Below are 15,591 nucleotides of genomic sequence, written 5' to 3'. Positions count from 1 at the left end.
CAAAGCTCTAGTTGCGCAGGATTTCGCCCAGAAATTTGCGTGTGCGCTCGTGGCGCGGGTTGGTGAAGAATTGAGCCGGGGGCGCCTCCTCGACGATCGCGCCGCTCGCCATGAAGACGACCCGGTCGGCAACCTGGCGGGCAAAGCCCATCTCGTGCGTGACGCAGATCATCGTCATGCCCTCTTCGGCGAGACTGATCATCGTATCAAGCACTTCCTTGACCATCTCGGGATCGAGCGCGGAGGTTGGCTCATCGAAGAGCATGATCTTCGGCCGCATGCAAAGCGCCCGCGCAATCGCGACACGCTGCTGCTGACCGCCGGAGAGCTGCACCGGATATTTGTCGGCCTGCTCAAGGATCTTGACCCGACCAAGCAATAAGCGTGCGCGCTCCTCGGCCTGCGCCCTTCCAACGCCAAGCGCGCGCATCGGCGCCAGCATGCAGTTCTGCAGTACGGTCAGATGCGGAAAGAGATTGAACTGCTGGAACACCATGCCGACGTCGCGACGGATCGCGTCGATCGACTTCGCCTGGTTTCCAAGCAGAATGCCACCAACGCGGATCTCCCCCTTCTGGTAGGTTTCGAGATGGTTGATACAGCGGATGAGCGTTGATTTTCCGCTGCCTGAAGGTCCACACAGAACGATCCGCTCGCCCTTGCGCACCGACATGTTGATATCGTGCAGGGCCTGAAAGGCGCCGTACCATTTCTCCACCTGGTTCATGGTGATCACGGTCTCTGCGGTCGGCGCGGAAGCATTGGTCATGGTCTCAATTCCATTGATCTCTTGTGAATTCGCTCGCGCATCATCAGCGAGCGGACGCGGCAAACCGCCGTTCGAGACGCGCCCCGATGATCGTCAGCGGGCAACACATCAAGAAATACAGCGCGCCCACGATGCCGAAGACCGTAAGTGGCTGGAAGATCTAGTTGGATATGATGTTGCCGGCCCGCGTAAGCTCCGTGAAGCCAACGATCGAGGCAAGCGAGGTGCCCTTGATGAGTTGCACGAGGAATCCGATCGTTGCCGGCAGTGAGATGCGCAGTGCCTGCGGCAGGATGATATCCTTCATGCGCGAGACGTATTTGAGGCTGAGCGCTCTTGCCGCCTCCGTTTGACCGCGCGGTACGGCATCGATTGAGCCTCGCCAGATCTCTCCCAGATAGGCGCTGGCATGCAGCGTCAATCCGACGGCGACAGCCACCCAGGCATCGAGCTTCAGGCCGATGAGAGCCAGACCATAATAGACGACGAAGAGCTGCATCAGCAGCGGAGTGCCCTGGAAGACCGCGATATAGCCGGCCATGATGCGTTCGAGGATCGGGATCTCGGAGCTGCGCGCCAGCGCCACGCCAAGCCCGGCAATCCCTCCGCAGATGAAGCCGACGACCGAGAGAAACACGGTCCATTTCAAACCGATCAGGAGGAAAATGAATTCTTCGCTGCCCATCGCTTGGACCCTACTTGATCGGATAGGTGAAATAACGTGCCGAAAACAGCGCAAAGAGGCGCATCATCAGCCAGGAAATGACGAGGTAGAAGATCGTCACCGTGAAGTAGACCTCGAAGCTTCGAAAGCTCTCGGATTCGATGCGTTGCGACACCGACGTCAGTTCGTAGGCCGAAATCGCCGAAGCGATGCTGGTCGACAGCGTCAAAAGCACGAACTGGCTCGTTAGCGACGGATAGATCGCCCTGAGAGCCGGCTTGAGGATGATCAGCCGGAACACCTGCGCCTTGTGCAGCCCAAGCGCAAGACCCGCCTCCATCTGACCTCTGGAGATCGACTGGACGCCGCCTCGAATGATCTCGATGGCGTAGGCGCCGCCGTTGATCCCAAGAGCGATGATTGCCGTCGGTGTCGGGTCAAGTCGAATGCCGGCCAAGGGCAGGGCAAAGTACAGAAAGAAGATCTGAACCAGGAACGGGGTGTTGCGAATGAGCTCGACAAAGCCGATCACCAGCCAGCGTAGCGGTTTGAAATGCGAGTCCCTGAGGGCGACACCGCCTATGCCGATGACGATTGCAAGCAGCATGCCGCAGATCGCCAGCAGGAAGGTGCCGAGACAGCCGAGAAGCAGGCTTGGCAGCCCGTCGATGACCGGGGTGAAATCCAGTTGATAGTTCATGGCCGCCTCTCTGATCCACCGTCTTCGATCATCAGCTTCGTCCGACCATGTCTGCCATGGCTTCGATCGCCAGTTCGTAACCGAGCGCGCCAAAGCCGATCATGATTGCGGTCGCAACGCGCGAGATCAGCGAATTGTGGTAGATGCTCTCGCGCGCATGCACATTGGAAATATGCAGCTCGATTTTCGGAGGATCGAATGTTTTCAGCGCATCAAGCAGTGCGATCGACGTGAAGGTATAGCCGGCGGGATTGATGATGATACCGCATGCGTCCTTGCGCGCCTGATGCACGCTTTCGACCAGTTCCCCCTCGAAATTGGTCTGGCGAAAGTCAATGTCGAACCCGAGGCCCTTCGCCTTGGCGAGGCATTTTTCCTTAATGTCGGCGAGCGTTGTGGTGCCGTAGATTGTCGGCTCCCGCTGGCCAAGAAGGTTGAGGTTCGGTCCGTTCAGCACAAATATCGTCTTGTTCATGATCGCGCTCCACAAAACGCGCAAGGCCCTGGGCCACTCAGCATGGCGGTATCGCTGGTGGGCACCACAATGCCCGCCGTGTTTTGCCTTTGCTCGAAGCAGCGCGTGGCTTAGTTGGCGCTGAACGGAATGCCGTCGAGGCTCGCAGGGAACTCCGGAACCGGCACCTTCATCCACTTGTCGTAGATCTTCTTGAGCTCGCCATTGTCCTTGATCTTGTCGATGAAGGAATTGATAGAGGCGTTGATTTCCTTCTCGCCAAGACGCGTGCAGGCGCCATTGTAGAGCTTCTGGAATTCGAGCTTGTTTTCGAATTCGCCCGGACGCGCCTTTTCGACCCGGTCCATGTAGAAGATGTTGCCGCCGAGAGCCTGGACCTGTCCGGACACCAGCGCCTGGACGCTTGGGGCATCACCGTCGAAGCGGCGGATCGTTGCGCTCTGTGGCGCATTCTTGGTGACCTGCGTATCCTGTGCGGCACCTTTCGCGACGCCGATCGTGAGGTTTGCCATATCGTCGTTGGCCTTGATCGACATCGACTTCGGGGCAATCAGGACGATCGCGTTGGCAACATAGGGCTTGCTGAACTGAACAGCCTTGGCTCGATCCGGCAGCATGGCCATCGTCGCGAAGAGAACGTCGACGCGGCCCGTGGTCAGTGCGGGAATGCGGTTGTTGACTTCAAGCGGCACGAATTCGACGGATACGCCCAATTCCTTGGCGTAGAGCGTGGCGATGTCGGCATCGAGGCCGTCCTGCTTGCCGCCGCTGGTCACGAAGCCCCATGGCGGGTTATCGCCCTGGATGCCGACGATGAGCTTTCCTCTGGCCTTGATCTCTTCGGGTGTGATGGCGGCCGCCGGCTTCGTAAGCCCGATAGCAGCTACGAGCGTGGCCGCAGCCACCATTGCATGGCGCCGTGTCAGCATCGACTTGAACATTGTTTCCTCCTCCTTTTGGCGGTCGCTTGGACCCAACAGTCATCCTCTCCCGACTGCATGGGAAAATATTTGCCAGAGGATCCGCGATAAATCAACAGAGTTTTTAAAAATCATATGAGGCTTTGTGTTTGACCAATTGAATTGCAATATTCACGACATTTGCCATAATGCCATGAGGAAGAGTTGGCAGTTCTCAGGCATATCAGCCGTGGCCGGCTCGCGTGGAAAGGGTCCTTGAAACATGAAGACCTCGATTGCGACGGTAACGCTGAGCGGTGAACTGCCAGAGAAACTCGAAGCCATTGCACAAGCAGGCTTCGATGGCGTCGAGATTTTCGAGAACGACTTCCTGGCCTTTGACGGAAGCCCTGGAGATGTCGGCAAGATGGCGAGAGATCTCGGACTGGAGATAACGCTCTTCCAGCCCTTCCGAGATTTCGAGGGCATGCCGGATGCGCTTCGAAGCCGCACATTCGACCGGGCCGAACGCAAGTTCGACGTCATCCAGGAACTCGGGACCGGGATGGTTCTTGTCTGCTCGAACGTCTCGCAGGCGGCTCTTGGCGGCATCGATCGCGCCGCCGCCGACTTTCATGAGCTTGGCGAGCGAGCTGCCAAACGCGGCCTCAAGGTCGGTTATGAAGCACTTGCCTGGGGTCGTTATGTCAACGATCACCGCGATGCCTGGGAGATCGTACGCCGCGCCGATCATCCAAATGTCGGGCTGATCCTCGATAGCTTCCATTCGCTGTCGCGAAAGATCGACATCAACTCGATCCGTTCGATTCCAAAGGAGAAGATCTTCATCGTGCAATTGGCCGATGCGCCGATGATCGACATGGACCTGCTCTATTGGAGCCGCCATTTTCGCAACATGCCGGGTGAGGGCGATCTACCGGTCACTGCTTTTGCTGAGGCCGTGGCGTCGACGGGCTATGACAGCTATTTTTCGCTCGAAATCTTCAATGACCAGTTCCGCGGCGGCTCCACGCGGGCAATTGCGGCCGACGGCCACCGGTCGCTGATCTATCTGGCCGATCAGGTTCGCCGGAGTGTGAAGACGCCGATCGGTGTTCCCATGCCCGAGCGCGCTGCCGTCAAAGGCGTCGGCTTCGTCGAGTTCGCAACGGACGAGGACGAAGCCGGCGAACTGATCGCTCTGCTTGACACTCTCGGCTTTTGCAAGGCAGCCGTTCATCGCTCGAAAAAGGTCACCCTATTTGAACAGGGCAATATCCGCATTCTCGTCAACGTCGATACCGCAGGCTTTGCAGGTGCAGCCTACGCAGTCCACGGTACATCTGCCTACGCGCTTGCCCTCGTCGTCGATGATGCTGCCGAAGCCTACGCGCGTGCGCTGGCGCTCGATGCCGAACCTTTTCGCCAGCCAGTTGCCGATGACGAGCTGGAATTCCCCGCCATTCGCGGTGTGGGTGGCGGCCTGATCTATCTCATCGACGACAAAAGCCCGCTCGGCCGGTTTTCGGAGATCGACTTCGAGGCCGTTTCTGCAACAAGGAGCGATGCTGAGGATGCCGGGCTGCTGCGGGTCGATCACATCGCGCAAACGGTGGCCTATGAGGAAATGCTGACCTGGCTGCTCTTCTACACATCGATCTTCAAGACCGGAAAGACACCGATGGTGGATATCATCGATCCGAGCGGGGTGGTGCGCAGCCAGGTCATCGAAAATGAGCCCGGTACGCTACGCATCACCATGAATGGCGCCGAAAATCGCCGTACGCTCGCCGGTCACTTCATCGCCGAACAGTTCGGTTCGGGGATCCAGCATCTGGCATTTTCGACCGATGACATATTCGCCACCGCGCGTCGGCTTCGCAAGAGAGGATTCAAGCCGCTCCATATCTCGCCAAACTACTACGACGATGTCGAAGCCCGCTTCGGCTTGCAACCTGATCTGACCGAACGACTGAAAGCGGAAAACATCCTCTATGATCGTGACGAGCATGGTGAATATCTGCAGCTCTACAGCGGCACATATGGCGAGGGCTTCTTCTTCGAGATTGTCGAGCGCCGCGGCTATCGCGGCTATGGAGCCCCAAACGCCATTTTCCGCATTGCCGCGCTGAAGAAGCTGATGCGGCCGGAGGGTATTCCGAAGGACGCCGGTTGATCAGGCACGGGTCAGGAGATACGCCCGCTTTTCAGCACGTGTTCCACCCCGCTTTGGACATGCCGTCGGATCACAGCCCGAGCCCCCTCGATATCGCGCTTCAAGGCGAGCTCGAAGAGAAGCTTGTGGTCATCGACGACCGCCTTGCCGCGGAAACTCTGTGCCAGCATGTGGTAGCGCAGAAATCTTTCGAACACCGATGAAAGTGTAGCCATCAGGGTCGCTGAACCACAGGCCGATACGATCGCCTGGTGAAACTCCCAGTCGTAGCGCACCCAATCGACGGTCCGCGAGGCATCGCCGGCGAGCAGCTTTTTTTCCGCAGCCGCCAGCTTGTGATGGGCTGCCACAATGCGTCCTTCCCATTCGAGATTTCCGGCCGCAAAGGACAGGCCGATCGCATGGGTTTCAAGGACGGTGCGAAGATCGGCGAGTTCCTCGAGTTCCTTGCGCGACGCGGGGCTCACCTCGAAGCCGCGCTGGCCTTCCGCCAACACGAGGTTCTCCGTGGTCAGACGGCTTAATATTTCGCGCAGCGACGACACGCTGATCGAATAGCGTTCCTTGGCTTGCTCAAGTTTGATCTTCGCACCAGGCGCCAAGGCGCCAGAAATAATGTCCCGACGGATCTGCCGGAAGACGACGTCGCTAACGGTCTCGGAGGGTTCACCAGCAATTTTTAGCATAAGATCCTCTGCTTTGCTCAAGCGTCAAGACGTGTAACGAACGCTGTCATGGTTTTGCTGGAGAGGCCAACAGCAGCCCTTTTCCAAGCGCATGTTCGACGCCTCCTTGTATGTGACGCTGAAGAATTTTCTTTGCCGTCTTGCTGTCGCGCTGTAGAGCCACTTCCAGAAGCTGCCGATGTTCCTGTTCGGCAACACCGCCGCGATAGGACAGCGCAACCATCTGATATCGCAGATATTTGTCGAAGACCGCCGAGTGTGTCTCCATAAGCAGACGCGATCCGCAGGCGGAAATCAGGGCCTGGTGAAACTCCCAGTCATAGCGCTTCCAGTCTTCCGCCTTGCTGCTGTCGCCCGAAGCCATCACCGCTTCCATGCGCGCTAGCTTGTAGTGTGCCGACACCAGCCTCGCTTCCCATTCGACATCGCCCTGTTCGAACGACTGCTCAAGCGCATGCTCTTCGAGAAGCAGGCGCAGAGCCGCGATCTCTTTGAGGTCTGCAACAGACACTCGCGCGACTTCAAAGCCCCTTTGGCCTTCTGCCACGACGAGCCCTTCCGACGTCAGGCGGTTCAAAATCTCCCTCAGCGTGCTGACGCTCGTCTCGTAGGTACCCTTCAAATTCTCCAGTTTGAGCTTCTGACCCGGCGCAAGCCGACCGAATATGATGTCTGATCGTATTTGTCGGTAGCCGCTTTCCGCGACAGTTTCATCCGCAATTTCCTGCCGCATCATCTCTCTCCGAGATTTTTCATTTCGTCATATATAAACGGACAGCTAGGTCAAATTCAATAAGCAGCGCAGATGGTCGGCTGGATCGTGGGGGAGTGGGGTTGCTCGCGTGGTCATCAGACCAAGCTCCGTCCTCAAGCTTGCGCCCAGCGGGAAAGGATGACCCAGGTTCGCTGCATGATCTGATCGCTGCGGGGGCTATGCTTTGCGGTGTTGTGATCTCAAAGGGAACGACGCGCGGCATCATGTAGCGTCGCCACGATTTTCCGATGCGGTGATTATCGTCGCAATCAATTCGCCGACGTCCGATCGAGAGGATGACAGAGCGCCGCTGTAGTAAGGCCCTCACTCCCCTCCTCGTCTGCGGGCCACACCTGCCTGCCATGACAATCACAAACCCCGTGCAGCAAGGTTCGCGTAAAGCCCGAAGGGTCATTCCAGTACATCAATCGACGATGCGTGCGCCTTGGCTATGGCGTCTTGAAGGTCGTCGATCGGCGTCGCGTTCACCATCTTGTTGCCCTCGAGCTCTTTGGGCACCTTCCAGCCAGGATCGATGCCTTCCATATTCGGCAGCTCGTGGGCAATCCCCTTGTGGCAATCGATGCAAGTAGCCTGAGCCGACAGAAGATATCGGGTGTGGATTTCCGCCGCGCGCTGCGTCTGCTTCTGCAAGTCCATCGCCACCGAGGAGTGGCAGTTACGACACTCCAGACTATCGTTGGCCTTCATCCTGGCCCATTCATGCTGGGCGAGTTCCAGTCGTTTCTCCAGGAATTTCGGCCGGGTGTTTATCGTGCCGAAGATCTTTCCCCAGACTTCTTTTGAAGCCTGCATCTTACGAGCGATCTTGTCGGTCCATTGGTGCGGCACGTGGCAGTCGGGACAGGTAGCGCGCACTCCCGAGCGGTTCGAGAAATGGATCGTGCGCGAAAGCTCCTGGTATACATTGTCATGCATCTCGTGGCAGGACGTGCAGAACGTTTCGCTATTGGTGAGCTCAAGCGCCGTGTTGAATGCGCCCCAGAACATCACGCCGCCAATGAAGCCTCCGAGTGTCAGGACGCCTAGCCCGATTGTCGCCGCCGGTGTTGTGAGGATCGACCAGGCCCACAAAATCGCGTTCTTGATCCAGGCCATTATCGTCATCACTCGCTCCCGGCCGGCTTGAATCCCAACTCGCTCATGTCCCGGAAGGTGTTGTTCACCAGCGGCCGGACGTCCGCCTGCGGCACGTGGCAGGCGGTGCAGAAGTAGCGCCGCGGCGAAACGTCGGCGATCATCTGGCCGTCGCGCGTCATGTAGTGCGTCACGCTGATCATCGGGGCGCCGGAGTCCTGGATGAACTCGCGCTTATGGCAGGACATGCACCGGTTGGCGTTCACCGACAGCTCGTAGCCTTCGATCGAATGGGGGATCACCGGCGGCTGGTCGGGATAGGCCCGCATACGGCGCTGGTCGTCGACGATCCATTTCGGCAGCGGGCCGGCGGGGCCCGTCGCCATCGAGGGTGTCCGTCCAACCAGCTGAGGCGCCGTCGAGACTATCACCTGGGCAATCGCGGTGGTCGCGACGAACAGCAGAAGACCTGCCGCGACCGCCATCCATTCGGGCCGCCTCAAACGAAGACGGGAACAATCTTGACCGCGCATTTTTTGTAATCCGTCTGTTTGGAGATGGGATCGGTGGCGTCGAGGGTAACCTTGTTGATCAGCTGGCTGGCATCGAACCAGGGGACGAAAATGACGCCGGGCGGCATGCGGTTGCGACCACGGGTTTCGACGCGCGAACGGATCTCGCCGCGCCGCGAGACGATGCGGACCTCAGCGCCCTGATTGATGCGCCGCTTGCGCGCGTCCCCGGCATTCATGAAGACACGCGCGCCGGGGAATGCCTTGAAGAGCTCGGGCACCCGCATCGTCATCGACCCAGAATGCCAGTGCTCCAGAACGCGGCCCGTCACCAGCCAGAAGTCGTACTCCTCGTCCGGGGACTCGGCGGGAGGCTCGTAGGGTACTGCGAGAATGACCGCCTTGCCGTCCGGCTGGCCATAGAAGTTCACGCCTTCCCCCGGTTTCACGAAGGGATCGAAGCCCTCGCGATAGCGCCAGAGCGTCTCCTTGCCGTTGACGACTGGCCAACGCAGCCCCCGGACCTCGTGGTAGGTGTCGAAGGGTGCGAGATCGTGACCGTGGCCGCGCCCGAACGTGGCATACTCCTCAAACAGGCCCTTCTGGATATAGAAGCCGAAGGCCGTGGCTTCGTTGTTGTCGTAGTCCGGATTGACATCGCTGAGCGGGAAGCGGTCGACCTGGCCATTGCGAAAGATCACGTCATACAAAGTCTTGCCGCGATATTCGGGATTGGAATCGAGAATGTCGGCAGGCCAGACCTCGTCGGTCGCAAAGCGCTTGGAGAACTCGGCGATCTGCCAAAGGTCCGACCGGGCCTCGCCTGGCGCCTGGACAAGCTGGCGCCAGAGCTGGGTGCGACGTTCCGCGTTACCGTATCCGCCCTCCTTCTCCACCCACATGGCGGCCGGCAGGATCAGGTCGGCACTCATTGCCGTAATTGTCGGATAGGCATCGGAAACAACGATGAAGTTGTCCGGGTTGCGATAGCCCTGCCAGGTCTCGTTGCTTGTATTGGGAGCAGCCTGGATGTTGTTGTTGACCTGCACCCAGTAGAAATTCAGCTTGCCGTCCTTCAGCATGCGGTCCTGCTGGACGGCGTGATAGCCCGGCTTGTCGGGGATGATGCCATTTGGGATGCGCCAGATTTCCTCCGCACGCTCGCGATTCGGGATTGGTCACCACCATGTCGGCCGGAAGCCGGTGGGCGAAAGTGCCGACCTCGCGCGCCGTCCCGCAGGCGGAGGGCTGCCCTGTCAGCGAGAACGGACTGTTGCCGGGCTCCGATATCTTTCCGGTCAGAAGGTGAATGTTGTAGACCATCTGATTGGCCCAGACGCCGCGCACATGCTGGTTGAAGCCCATCGTCCAGAGCGACATGACCTTGCGGTCGGGATCGGCGTAGAGCTCCGCCAGTTGCTTGAGGAATCCGGGATCGACGCCGGACAATTCGGCCGTCTTTTCAAGCGTATATTCGGAGACGAATGCCTTGAAAGTCTCGAAATCCGTCGGCTCCATCTTCGTCGGATCGGCAGAATTGGCAGCGTTCATTTCCATCGGATCGTCCGGCCGCCGGCCGTAGCCGATGTCGGTGACGCCGATGGCGAACCGCGTGTGCCGCTGCACGAAGTCCTGATTCACCCGGCCGGTCTGGATGATGTGGTTGGCGATATAGTTGAGGATCGCCAGATCCGTTCCCGGCTTGAAGATGATCGGAATGTCCGCAAGATCCATGCTGCGGTGGGTGAACGTGGAAAGTACCGCGACGCGAACATGTGGATGGCCGAGCCTGCGGTCGGCGACGCGCGTCCACAGGATCGGGTGCATCTCGGCCATGTTCGAGCCCCACAGCACGAAGGCGTCTGCATGCTCGAAATCGTCATAGACGCCCATAGGCTCGTCCATGCCGAAGGTGCGCATAAAGGCGTAGGCCGCGGATGCCATGCAGTGCCGGGCGTTGGGATCCAGATTGTTGGAACGGAAGCCAGCCCGCATGAGCTTCGTGGCCGCATACCCTTCGAAGATCGTCCATTGCCCGGAGCCGAACATGCCGATGGCCGTCGGACCCTTGTCCTTCAGCACTTTCTTGCACTGTTCGGCCATCACGTCGAAGGCCTCGTCCCAGGTCACCGGTTCGAACTCGCCATCCTTAGCGTAAACACCATTGCGCTTGCGCAGGAGCGGCCTCGTCAGCCGATCCTCGCCATACATGATCTTCGAGAGGAAATAACCCTTGATGCAGTTCAGGCCGCGATTGACCTCGGCCTGCATGTCGCCGTGCGTGGCAACGACCTGTCCTTCCTTGACGCCGACCATGACGCCGCATCCGGTCCCGCAGAAGCGGCATGGTGCCTTCGACCACTTGATCTGAAGCGCCTCGACGCCGCCCGGCACCGGCTGGGCGGCAGCGGGAAGTGCAATACCCGCCGTTGCGGCGGCAATTCCGGCGGCGTGCGCCTTCAGGATGTCACGTCGCGTCAGTGTTCCCGTCATCGCCCATCTCCTCTGTCTCGACATGCTCGAAAACCATGTTCGCAGCGATCACGCCCTCCAGGAGTGATATGCGCGACAGCCACTCGCCGAGCATGCCCGTACTCGTTCCCTCGATCACGACGACGATCTTGCCGCCGGCATGACCATGAACTTCGACATTCTCCATATCGGCGAGTGCCGAAAGGACAGCCTCAGTACCGAAGGGCAGGGTCGCAACAACCGCACTCGATACGTGATAGCGTGTTCTGTTCTCAGGCATCGGTTTCTTCCATGCTCCGGGGCTCGATCGCGATCGCGCCGACCGGACAGATGCCAATGCATCCGCCGCAACCGCTGCAGACATCGAAGTCGAGTTCAGGGACGAACGGGCCACCAATGCGCGGGCGGAAGCGGATGGCCTGTAGTGGACACGCTTCCCCGCATGACTGGCACGCGATATTCCGCTTCGCCAGACACTCAGCGCCAATGACGGCGACGTGCGGAAATTGCTCGAGGTGTGCTGACGAAAATACCGGCTCCGGGCATGCCTGCCTGCACTCGTCACAGAAGGTGCATTCGCCCAGAGTGAAATCGACGAACGGCAGTCCATCGGTGAGACGGATTATGCCGGTGGGACATCGCTCTTCGCACAGCCCGCATCCGGAGCATGCCTCGATGAGCTTTTCAATAGACGTTCCAGGCGGGCAGACCCTGACATGAACCGCCGCTCGACTGCCTGAGAAGAACTGCCGTCTCGAGATTGGTTGCGGAACCATGGGGATCTCAGTGCGCTGCTGGCGGCCCTGGCGGGCCGTAGACGACTTGGAACATCCAAACCAGGAACCCGTATCCTCCGACGACGCCTATCGCCACCAGCGGCCAGATTCCGAACGCCAATATCAGAAAAAGAAGAAGCTCAAGCCGCCGCCGCGAGCGCCGGACATCGTTGCTTGGCACTTTCTGCTCAAGTTCACCCATGCGCGGCCTCCTCGCAACCGACGATACCATAGGTTGCTTGTCATGGGTAGCGTGGCTTGTATTCTGGCGCAGCCTGACCGCACCATTTTGATTTCGGTTCGCTATTCAGGTGCCGCAAAGGGGAAGGCGGCCGGTCAGTGAGCCTCTATAACGGCAGTGAGCTAAGCGGGAAATCCGGACGATCGCGAGAGCGTGCCTTGCCCGCGAGAGCGGCGCAAACACCAACGAACGTGCGATGCCCGTTTCCAAAGAACGCAGGCCGTACTCTGGAAAATCTCGGCCATCTTTAGCGAGATTTCCATGACGCGAGCGGGGTGATCCTGTTCGCGAGCAAAGGCGGTAGAAGCGATTGCTCAGCCTATTCCATCAGCAGGCGGGTAAGACTTTGCTCGTCCCGCACGCCGTCTTGGTAAAAGTGCAGGATGGCGGACGCCAGCTGCTCTCGCTCTCCATTGGACATGGGCCGCTGCCCTGTCAGCCTATGAAACACGCGCTCGCACAGCGCTACGTCATCGTCCTGCAACGGTGCCTTGGTCGCCGCAATCAAATTCCGGATCATGTTTTGTCTGCCCTCAAGCTCTATAAAAATTATTAGGGCAACACTACTGACCGTCAAGCGCGTGGTCGTCGACAAAAGAGCCAACGGGGCTCTGGTGTTGGCGTATCACCGCTCACAGGGCGATCCGTTCCGTGTAGGTTCATGAAGGTTCACTCACCTGGGGAGGAGCCCCGCTTATGGATTGGTTGTTGTTCTTGATGTTTCTCAACGTACGATCAGCATTCGTGTGATGATGCTGGCGGCAGCCCGCAAAAAAGATTCGGATGCTAAACAAAGTTAGCCTTGAATACAGCGATGAAGCCGCCGATGGCGACCACTGCGGCCAAGGCCATCGCCATGATAAGCACGCCCTTAGCGACCGCCCCGTTCTTGTTTGGATGATTGTAATCGACCACGGCCGCTGCCTCTCATATCGTTATGCGCCCTCCCGTCCTCAACCGCGAGGTCTCTCTCGGGATCGATCGCGCGTATGCGCCACTGACTTTTCATACCACCTTTTCGGTAGGTGTTAGCGCTATTCTCCTAAGTTAAATGCAATGCAACTTATTGTAATATCGACTGGCGTCATTGTTTTCAGAGGAAGCCGGAATGTTATCTACTGAAGATCCCAAGCTGCCACGCAATACCGCACGCAGGCATTTTCTGGGTGTGGCCGCCGCTGCCGGTGCTCGTTTCGCAAGCGTTGCGGCCATCGCCATGGCAGTTTCCTCTTCCCCTGCGCACGCGATGGGCAGGCGTTGGGGGCGAGGTGGTTCTGGTGGAAGCGGGCATGGCAACTCTGGCGGCGGCGGGAACGGCGGCGGTGGTGCGCATTGCTTCCTGCGTGGGACATCGATCCTGACAGATTGCGGTGAAAAACGTGTCGAGGATCTTCGGATCGGCGATCGCGTTGCGCTTCCGGACGGGGGGAACCGGTCGATCAGGTGGGTCGGTCGCCAAATGTTTAAGAAGAGTGGCGCGCGCTGGCATGACGGTGTCGTGCCGATCCGAGTCTCGCGCCATGCACTGGATGAGCATACGCCACATTCCGATCTCTACCTATCGCCTGGCCATGCGCTGTTCCTGAACGGCGTTCTGATCCGCGTGAAGGATCTCGTGAACGGCACGACGATCGCGCCAGTCGTTCCTGTCAACGACATGACGATCGAGTACTATGCCGTCCTGCTCGATACGCATGAAGTCATCCTTGCTGAAGGCGCTGCGGCCGAGACTTTCCATCCCTCGGACGGCAATCACGAAAACTTTTCCAATTTTGCGGAATACATACGTCTTCACGCGGGGGAGGAGCGCACCCCGATGAAATCCTATGCCCCGGTTGTCGGCGAGGAAGGTGGCTGGACGCATTTGCGGGCCCTTCTACTGCTCGGCGCTTCGCCCTTGGTGCCGATGCGTGATCCGTTCGACGATGCCTGCAAGAAAATCGACGCTCGGGCAAAAGAGCTATTAATCTGAGAGCCGACCAAGCTTCCTCGTCTTTGCGAGGTCAAAAAACCGGGATGCGGACGTTCGGGTTCTGGGATGCCGGCCGGCGACCTGGCTGAAGATGAAGGGACGACACCTGCACCCATCGGGTCATGGTCACCCGATGGAAGCAGTGTCTGTCGTTCGACCTCTGGCGGCGAAACGTCAACCTCTTGGCGTCGCTTTTCTTTCATCCCATGAGACCTCGTGTTCGAGCCGTCGGTCGACTGATCATCGACCTTGCGCGATACGTCATGAGCTGTCGGTGAGCACATTTGATCGGCGAGCAGACGCTGCCTCACCTCAAAGGCGCGCGGCCGCGCCATTGCCATGGGTCACCCTTCGGGCCGGATAGCGAGACGAGCAGAGGCATTCTTCACGGCGCCTAATGAGATATGGAACACGCGCCCCTCCTGAAGGGTGCTGAGCGCTTCAATATGACGCCGTTGCGCTGCGCTAGTGAGACCTGTTGTCTGGCAATGTGTCGGCGGGCACGACAATACCGGCATAGTGAACGGGAACGTCGTCGCGATCGCGAAAGCACCGGCCGAACGCACATACCGGGATATAAGTGCCATCCTGACTAAGGACGCGATAGTTCTGCACCGTGGGATGCTGGGCAACGATAGCGTCGTTGATTTGCTTGGCCAAGGCCGGCGCATCCTGAGGATGGATGCGCTCCATGTAGCTCTGTAGCGGCAGACCATGCTCCGTTTCGTCAGGTTCCAGACCAAACAAGGAGGCAAGAGCGCTGTCCGCATAGACGAGATTGCTCTTGAGGTCCCATGTAAACAATCCAGCATCAGGCATCGGCTCGCCTGATATCTGTGTGGAAAACAGTTGATCGCCTCCGGGTATCATAGCCGCTCCTCAAAGACCGCTTTGCAGAGAAGATGGCGCAGCCCCCATTCTTCCGCAAGTTGGCACTTCAGAGTAATCGGCCACTCCCCAGAAGTTTAGCTAGCATTCCTCAGCGTCGCGGTCGATTGATCATAGATTTCACTAAGGGTCGCAAGGATTTTTCGGACACCGTAGTGGGTCGTCGAATAGTAGATCGTCTGCGCGTCACGCCGCGTTGTTACGACTTTTCCTTCACGCAGTCTTGCCAGATGCTGTGAAAGTGCCGACTGGGAAAGGCCAACTCTTTTCGCTAACTCGCCGACGTTCAGCTCATTATCCAGGAGCAGGCCGGCAATTAGGAGCCTCTTTTCGTTTGCCAGAAGCGCAAGCAGCCTTGCCTCATCATCGAAGTTTGTATCATTGGGCATTTCAAGAATTCACCTAACTTTTAAAACCGATGCTTACTAACACGTAAGATGGTGAAATTGATATCGCACATTGATCGAAATTGATTGATCGACTTTCGGTGAATACGCGCGCCCCGTGTA

Annotated in this window: 17 protein-coding genes and 2 pseudogenes; 2 read left to right on the top strand and 17 right to left on the bottom strand. The window is 58.5% G+C overall.

Annotation, left to right across the window (positions count from 1 at the left end):
- Positions 1–7 precede the first annotated feature (7 nt).
- The 5 genes and pseudogenes from BSG20_RS13405 to BSG20_RS13385 form a co-directional block, all read right to left on the bottom strand.
- Entirely contained in the window at positions 8–769 is a 762-nt protein-coding gene (locus BSG20_RS13405) for an amino acid ABC transporter ATP-binding protein (RefSeq protein WP_072376059.1), read from the bottom strand.
- Between the two features lie 43 nt (positions 770–812).
- Positions 813–1,454: pseudogene (locus tag BSG20_RS13400) on the bottom strand (amino acid ABC transporter permease).
- A 10-nt stretch (positions 1,455–1,464) separates the two neighbouring features.
- Positions 1,465–2,133 carry an amino acid ABC transporter permease gene (locus tag BSG20_RS13395; RefSeq protein WP_072375941.1) on the bottom strand — a complete coding sequence of 223 codons (669 nt, stop codon included), beginning with the start codon at positions 2,131–2,133 and terminating at the stop codon, positions 1,465–1,467.
- 31 nt (positions 2,134–2,164) lie between these two features.
- Positions 2,165–2,608 carry a type II 3-dehydroquinate dehydratase gene (locus BSG20_RS13390; protein ID WP_072375938.1) on the bottom strand — a complete coding sequence of 148 codons (444 nt, stop codon included), beginning with the start codon at positions 2,606–2,608 and terminating at the stop codon, positions 2,165–2,167.
- 110 nt (positions 2,609–2,718) lie between these two features.
- Entirely contained in the window at positions 2,719–3,549 is an 831-nt protein-coding gene (locus tag BSG20_RS13385; RefSeq protein ID WP_072375936.1) for a transporter substrate-binding domain-containing protein, read from the bottom strand.
- A 241-nt stretch (positions 3,550–3,790) separates the two neighbouring features.
- Here BSG20_RS13385 and BSG20_RS13380 point away from each other — a divergent pair, with 241 nt between their 5' ends.
- A complete protein-coding gene (locus BSG20_RS13380) occupies positions 3,791–5,683 on the top strand; it encodes a bifunctional sugar phosphate isomerase/epimerase/4-hydroxyphenylpyruvate dioxygenase family protein (protein ID WP_072375934.1) in 1,893 nt (630 codons plus the stop codon).
- 11 nt (positions 5,684–5,694) lie between these two features.
- Here BSG20_RS13380 and BSG20_RS13375 read toward each other — a convergent pair whose 3' ends face one another.
- The 10 genes and pseudogenes from BSG20_RS13375 to BSG20_RS38385 form a co-directional block, all read right to left on the bottom strand.
- Positions 5,695–6,369 carry a GntR family transcriptional regulator gene (locus tag BSG20_RS13375; RefSeq protein WP_072375932.1) on the bottom strand — a complete coding sequence of 225 codons (675 nt, stop codon included), beginning with the start codon at positions 6,367–6,369 and terminating at the stop codon, positions 5,695–5,697.
- A 46-nt stretch (positions 6,370–6,415) separates the two neighbouring features.
- Positions 6,416–7,102, bottom strand: a complete 687-nt coding sequence (locus BSG20_RS13370) for a GntR family transcriptional regulator (protein ID WP_072376057.1) — start codon at positions 7,100–7,102, stop codon at positions 6,416–6,418.
- Between the two features lie 432 nt (positions 7,103–7,534).
- Positions 7,535–8,242 carry a NapC/NirT family cytochrome c gene (locus BSG20_RS13365; RefSeq protein ID WP_072376055.1) on the bottom strand — a complete coding sequence of 236 codons (708 nt, stop codon included), beginning with the start codon at positions 8,240–8,242 and terminating at the stop codon, positions 7,535–7,537.
- Between the two features lie 8 nt (positions 8,243–8,250).
- Positions 8,251–8,706: a nitrate reductase cytochrome c-type subunit gene (locus BSG20_RS13360; RefSeq protein WP_024317532.1), complete on the bottom strand. Its 456-nt coding sequence runs from the start codon at positions 8,704–8,706 to the stop codon at positions 8,251–8,253.
- A gap of 14 nt (positions 8,707–8,720) precedes the next feature.
- Positions 8,721–11,226, bottom strand: a pseudogene (napA, locus tag BSG20_RS13355) (periplasmic nitrate reductase subunit alpha).
- Positions 11,201–11,485, bottom strand: coding sequence for a chaperone NapD (locus tag BSG20_RS13350; RefSeq protein ID WP_072375930.1), 285 nt, complete (start codon positions 11,483–11,485; stop codon positions 11,201–11,203). The pseudogene napA and the gene BSG20_RS13350 overlap by 26 nt, the downstream one beginning before the upstream one ends.
- Positions 11,478–11,981 carry a ferredoxin-type protein NapF gene (locus tag BSG20_RS13345; RefSeq protein ID WP_072375928.1) on the bottom strand — a complete coding sequence of 168 codons (504 nt, stop codon included), beginning with the start codon at positions 11,979–11,981 and terminating at the stop codon, positions 11,478–11,480. The genes BSG20_RS13350 and BSG20_RS13345 overlap by 8 nt, the downstream gene beginning before the upstream one ends.
- Positions 11,982–11,988: 7 nt before the next feature.
- A complete protein-coding gene (locus BSG20_RS13340; protein ID WP_072375926.1) occupies positions 11,989–12,183 on the bottom strand; it encodes a periplasmic nitrate reductase, NapE protein in 195 nt (64 codons plus the stop codon).
- Positions 12,184–12,541: 358 nt separating this feature from the next.
- Positions 12,542–12,742 (bottom strand): hypothetical protein, encoded by a 201-nt coding sequence (locus BSG20_RS13335; protein WP_072376053.1) that lies wholly within the window; start codon positions 12,740–12,742, stop codon positions 12,542–12,544.
- Between the two features lie 266 nt (positions 12,743–13,008).
- On the bottom strand, positions 13,009–13,137 hold the full coding sequence (locus BSG20_RS38385) for a hypothetical protein (protein ID WP_280142189.1): 129 nt from the start codon (positions 13,135–13,137) through the stop codon (positions 13,009–13,011).
- A gap of 193 nt (positions 13,138–13,330) precedes the next feature.
- On the opposite strand from BSG20_RS38385, the gene BSG20_RS13330 reads away from it, so the two are divergent.
- On the top strand, positions 13,331–14,194 hold the full coding sequence (locus tag BSG20_RS13330; protein WP_072375924.1) for a Hint domain-containing protein: 864 nt from the start codon (positions 13,331–13,333) through the stop codon (positions 14,192–14,194).
- A gap of 465 nt (positions 14,195–14,659) precedes the next feature.
- Here BSG20_RS13330 and BSG20_RS13325 read toward each other — a convergent pair whose 3' ends face one another.
- Positions 14,660–15,064 carry a PAS domain-containing protein gene (locus tag BSG20_RS13325; RefSeq protein WP_072375922.1) on the bottom strand — a complete coding sequence of 135 codons (405 nt, stop codon included), beginning with the start codon at positions 15,062–15,064 and terminating at the stop codon, positions 14,660–14,662.
- 95 nt (positions 15,065–15,159) lie between these two features.
- Complete coding sequence (locus BSG20_RS13320) at positions 15,160–15,471, bottom strand: ArsR/SmtB family transcription factor (RefSeq protein WP_072375920.1); 312 nt, start codon at positions 15,469–15,471, stop codon at positions 15,160–15,162.
- Between the last annotated feature and the right edge of the window lie 120 nt (positions 15,472–15,591).

This window comes from Rhizobium tibeticum, from assembly GCF_900110205.1.
Classification (GTDB): domain Bacteria; phylum Pseudomonadota; class Alphaproteobacteria; order Rhizobiales; family Rhizobiaceae; genus Rhizobium; species Rhizobium tibeticum.
Note: the sequence above shows the minus strand (reverse complement) of the source record. Positions and strands in the feature narration are given on the sequence as shown.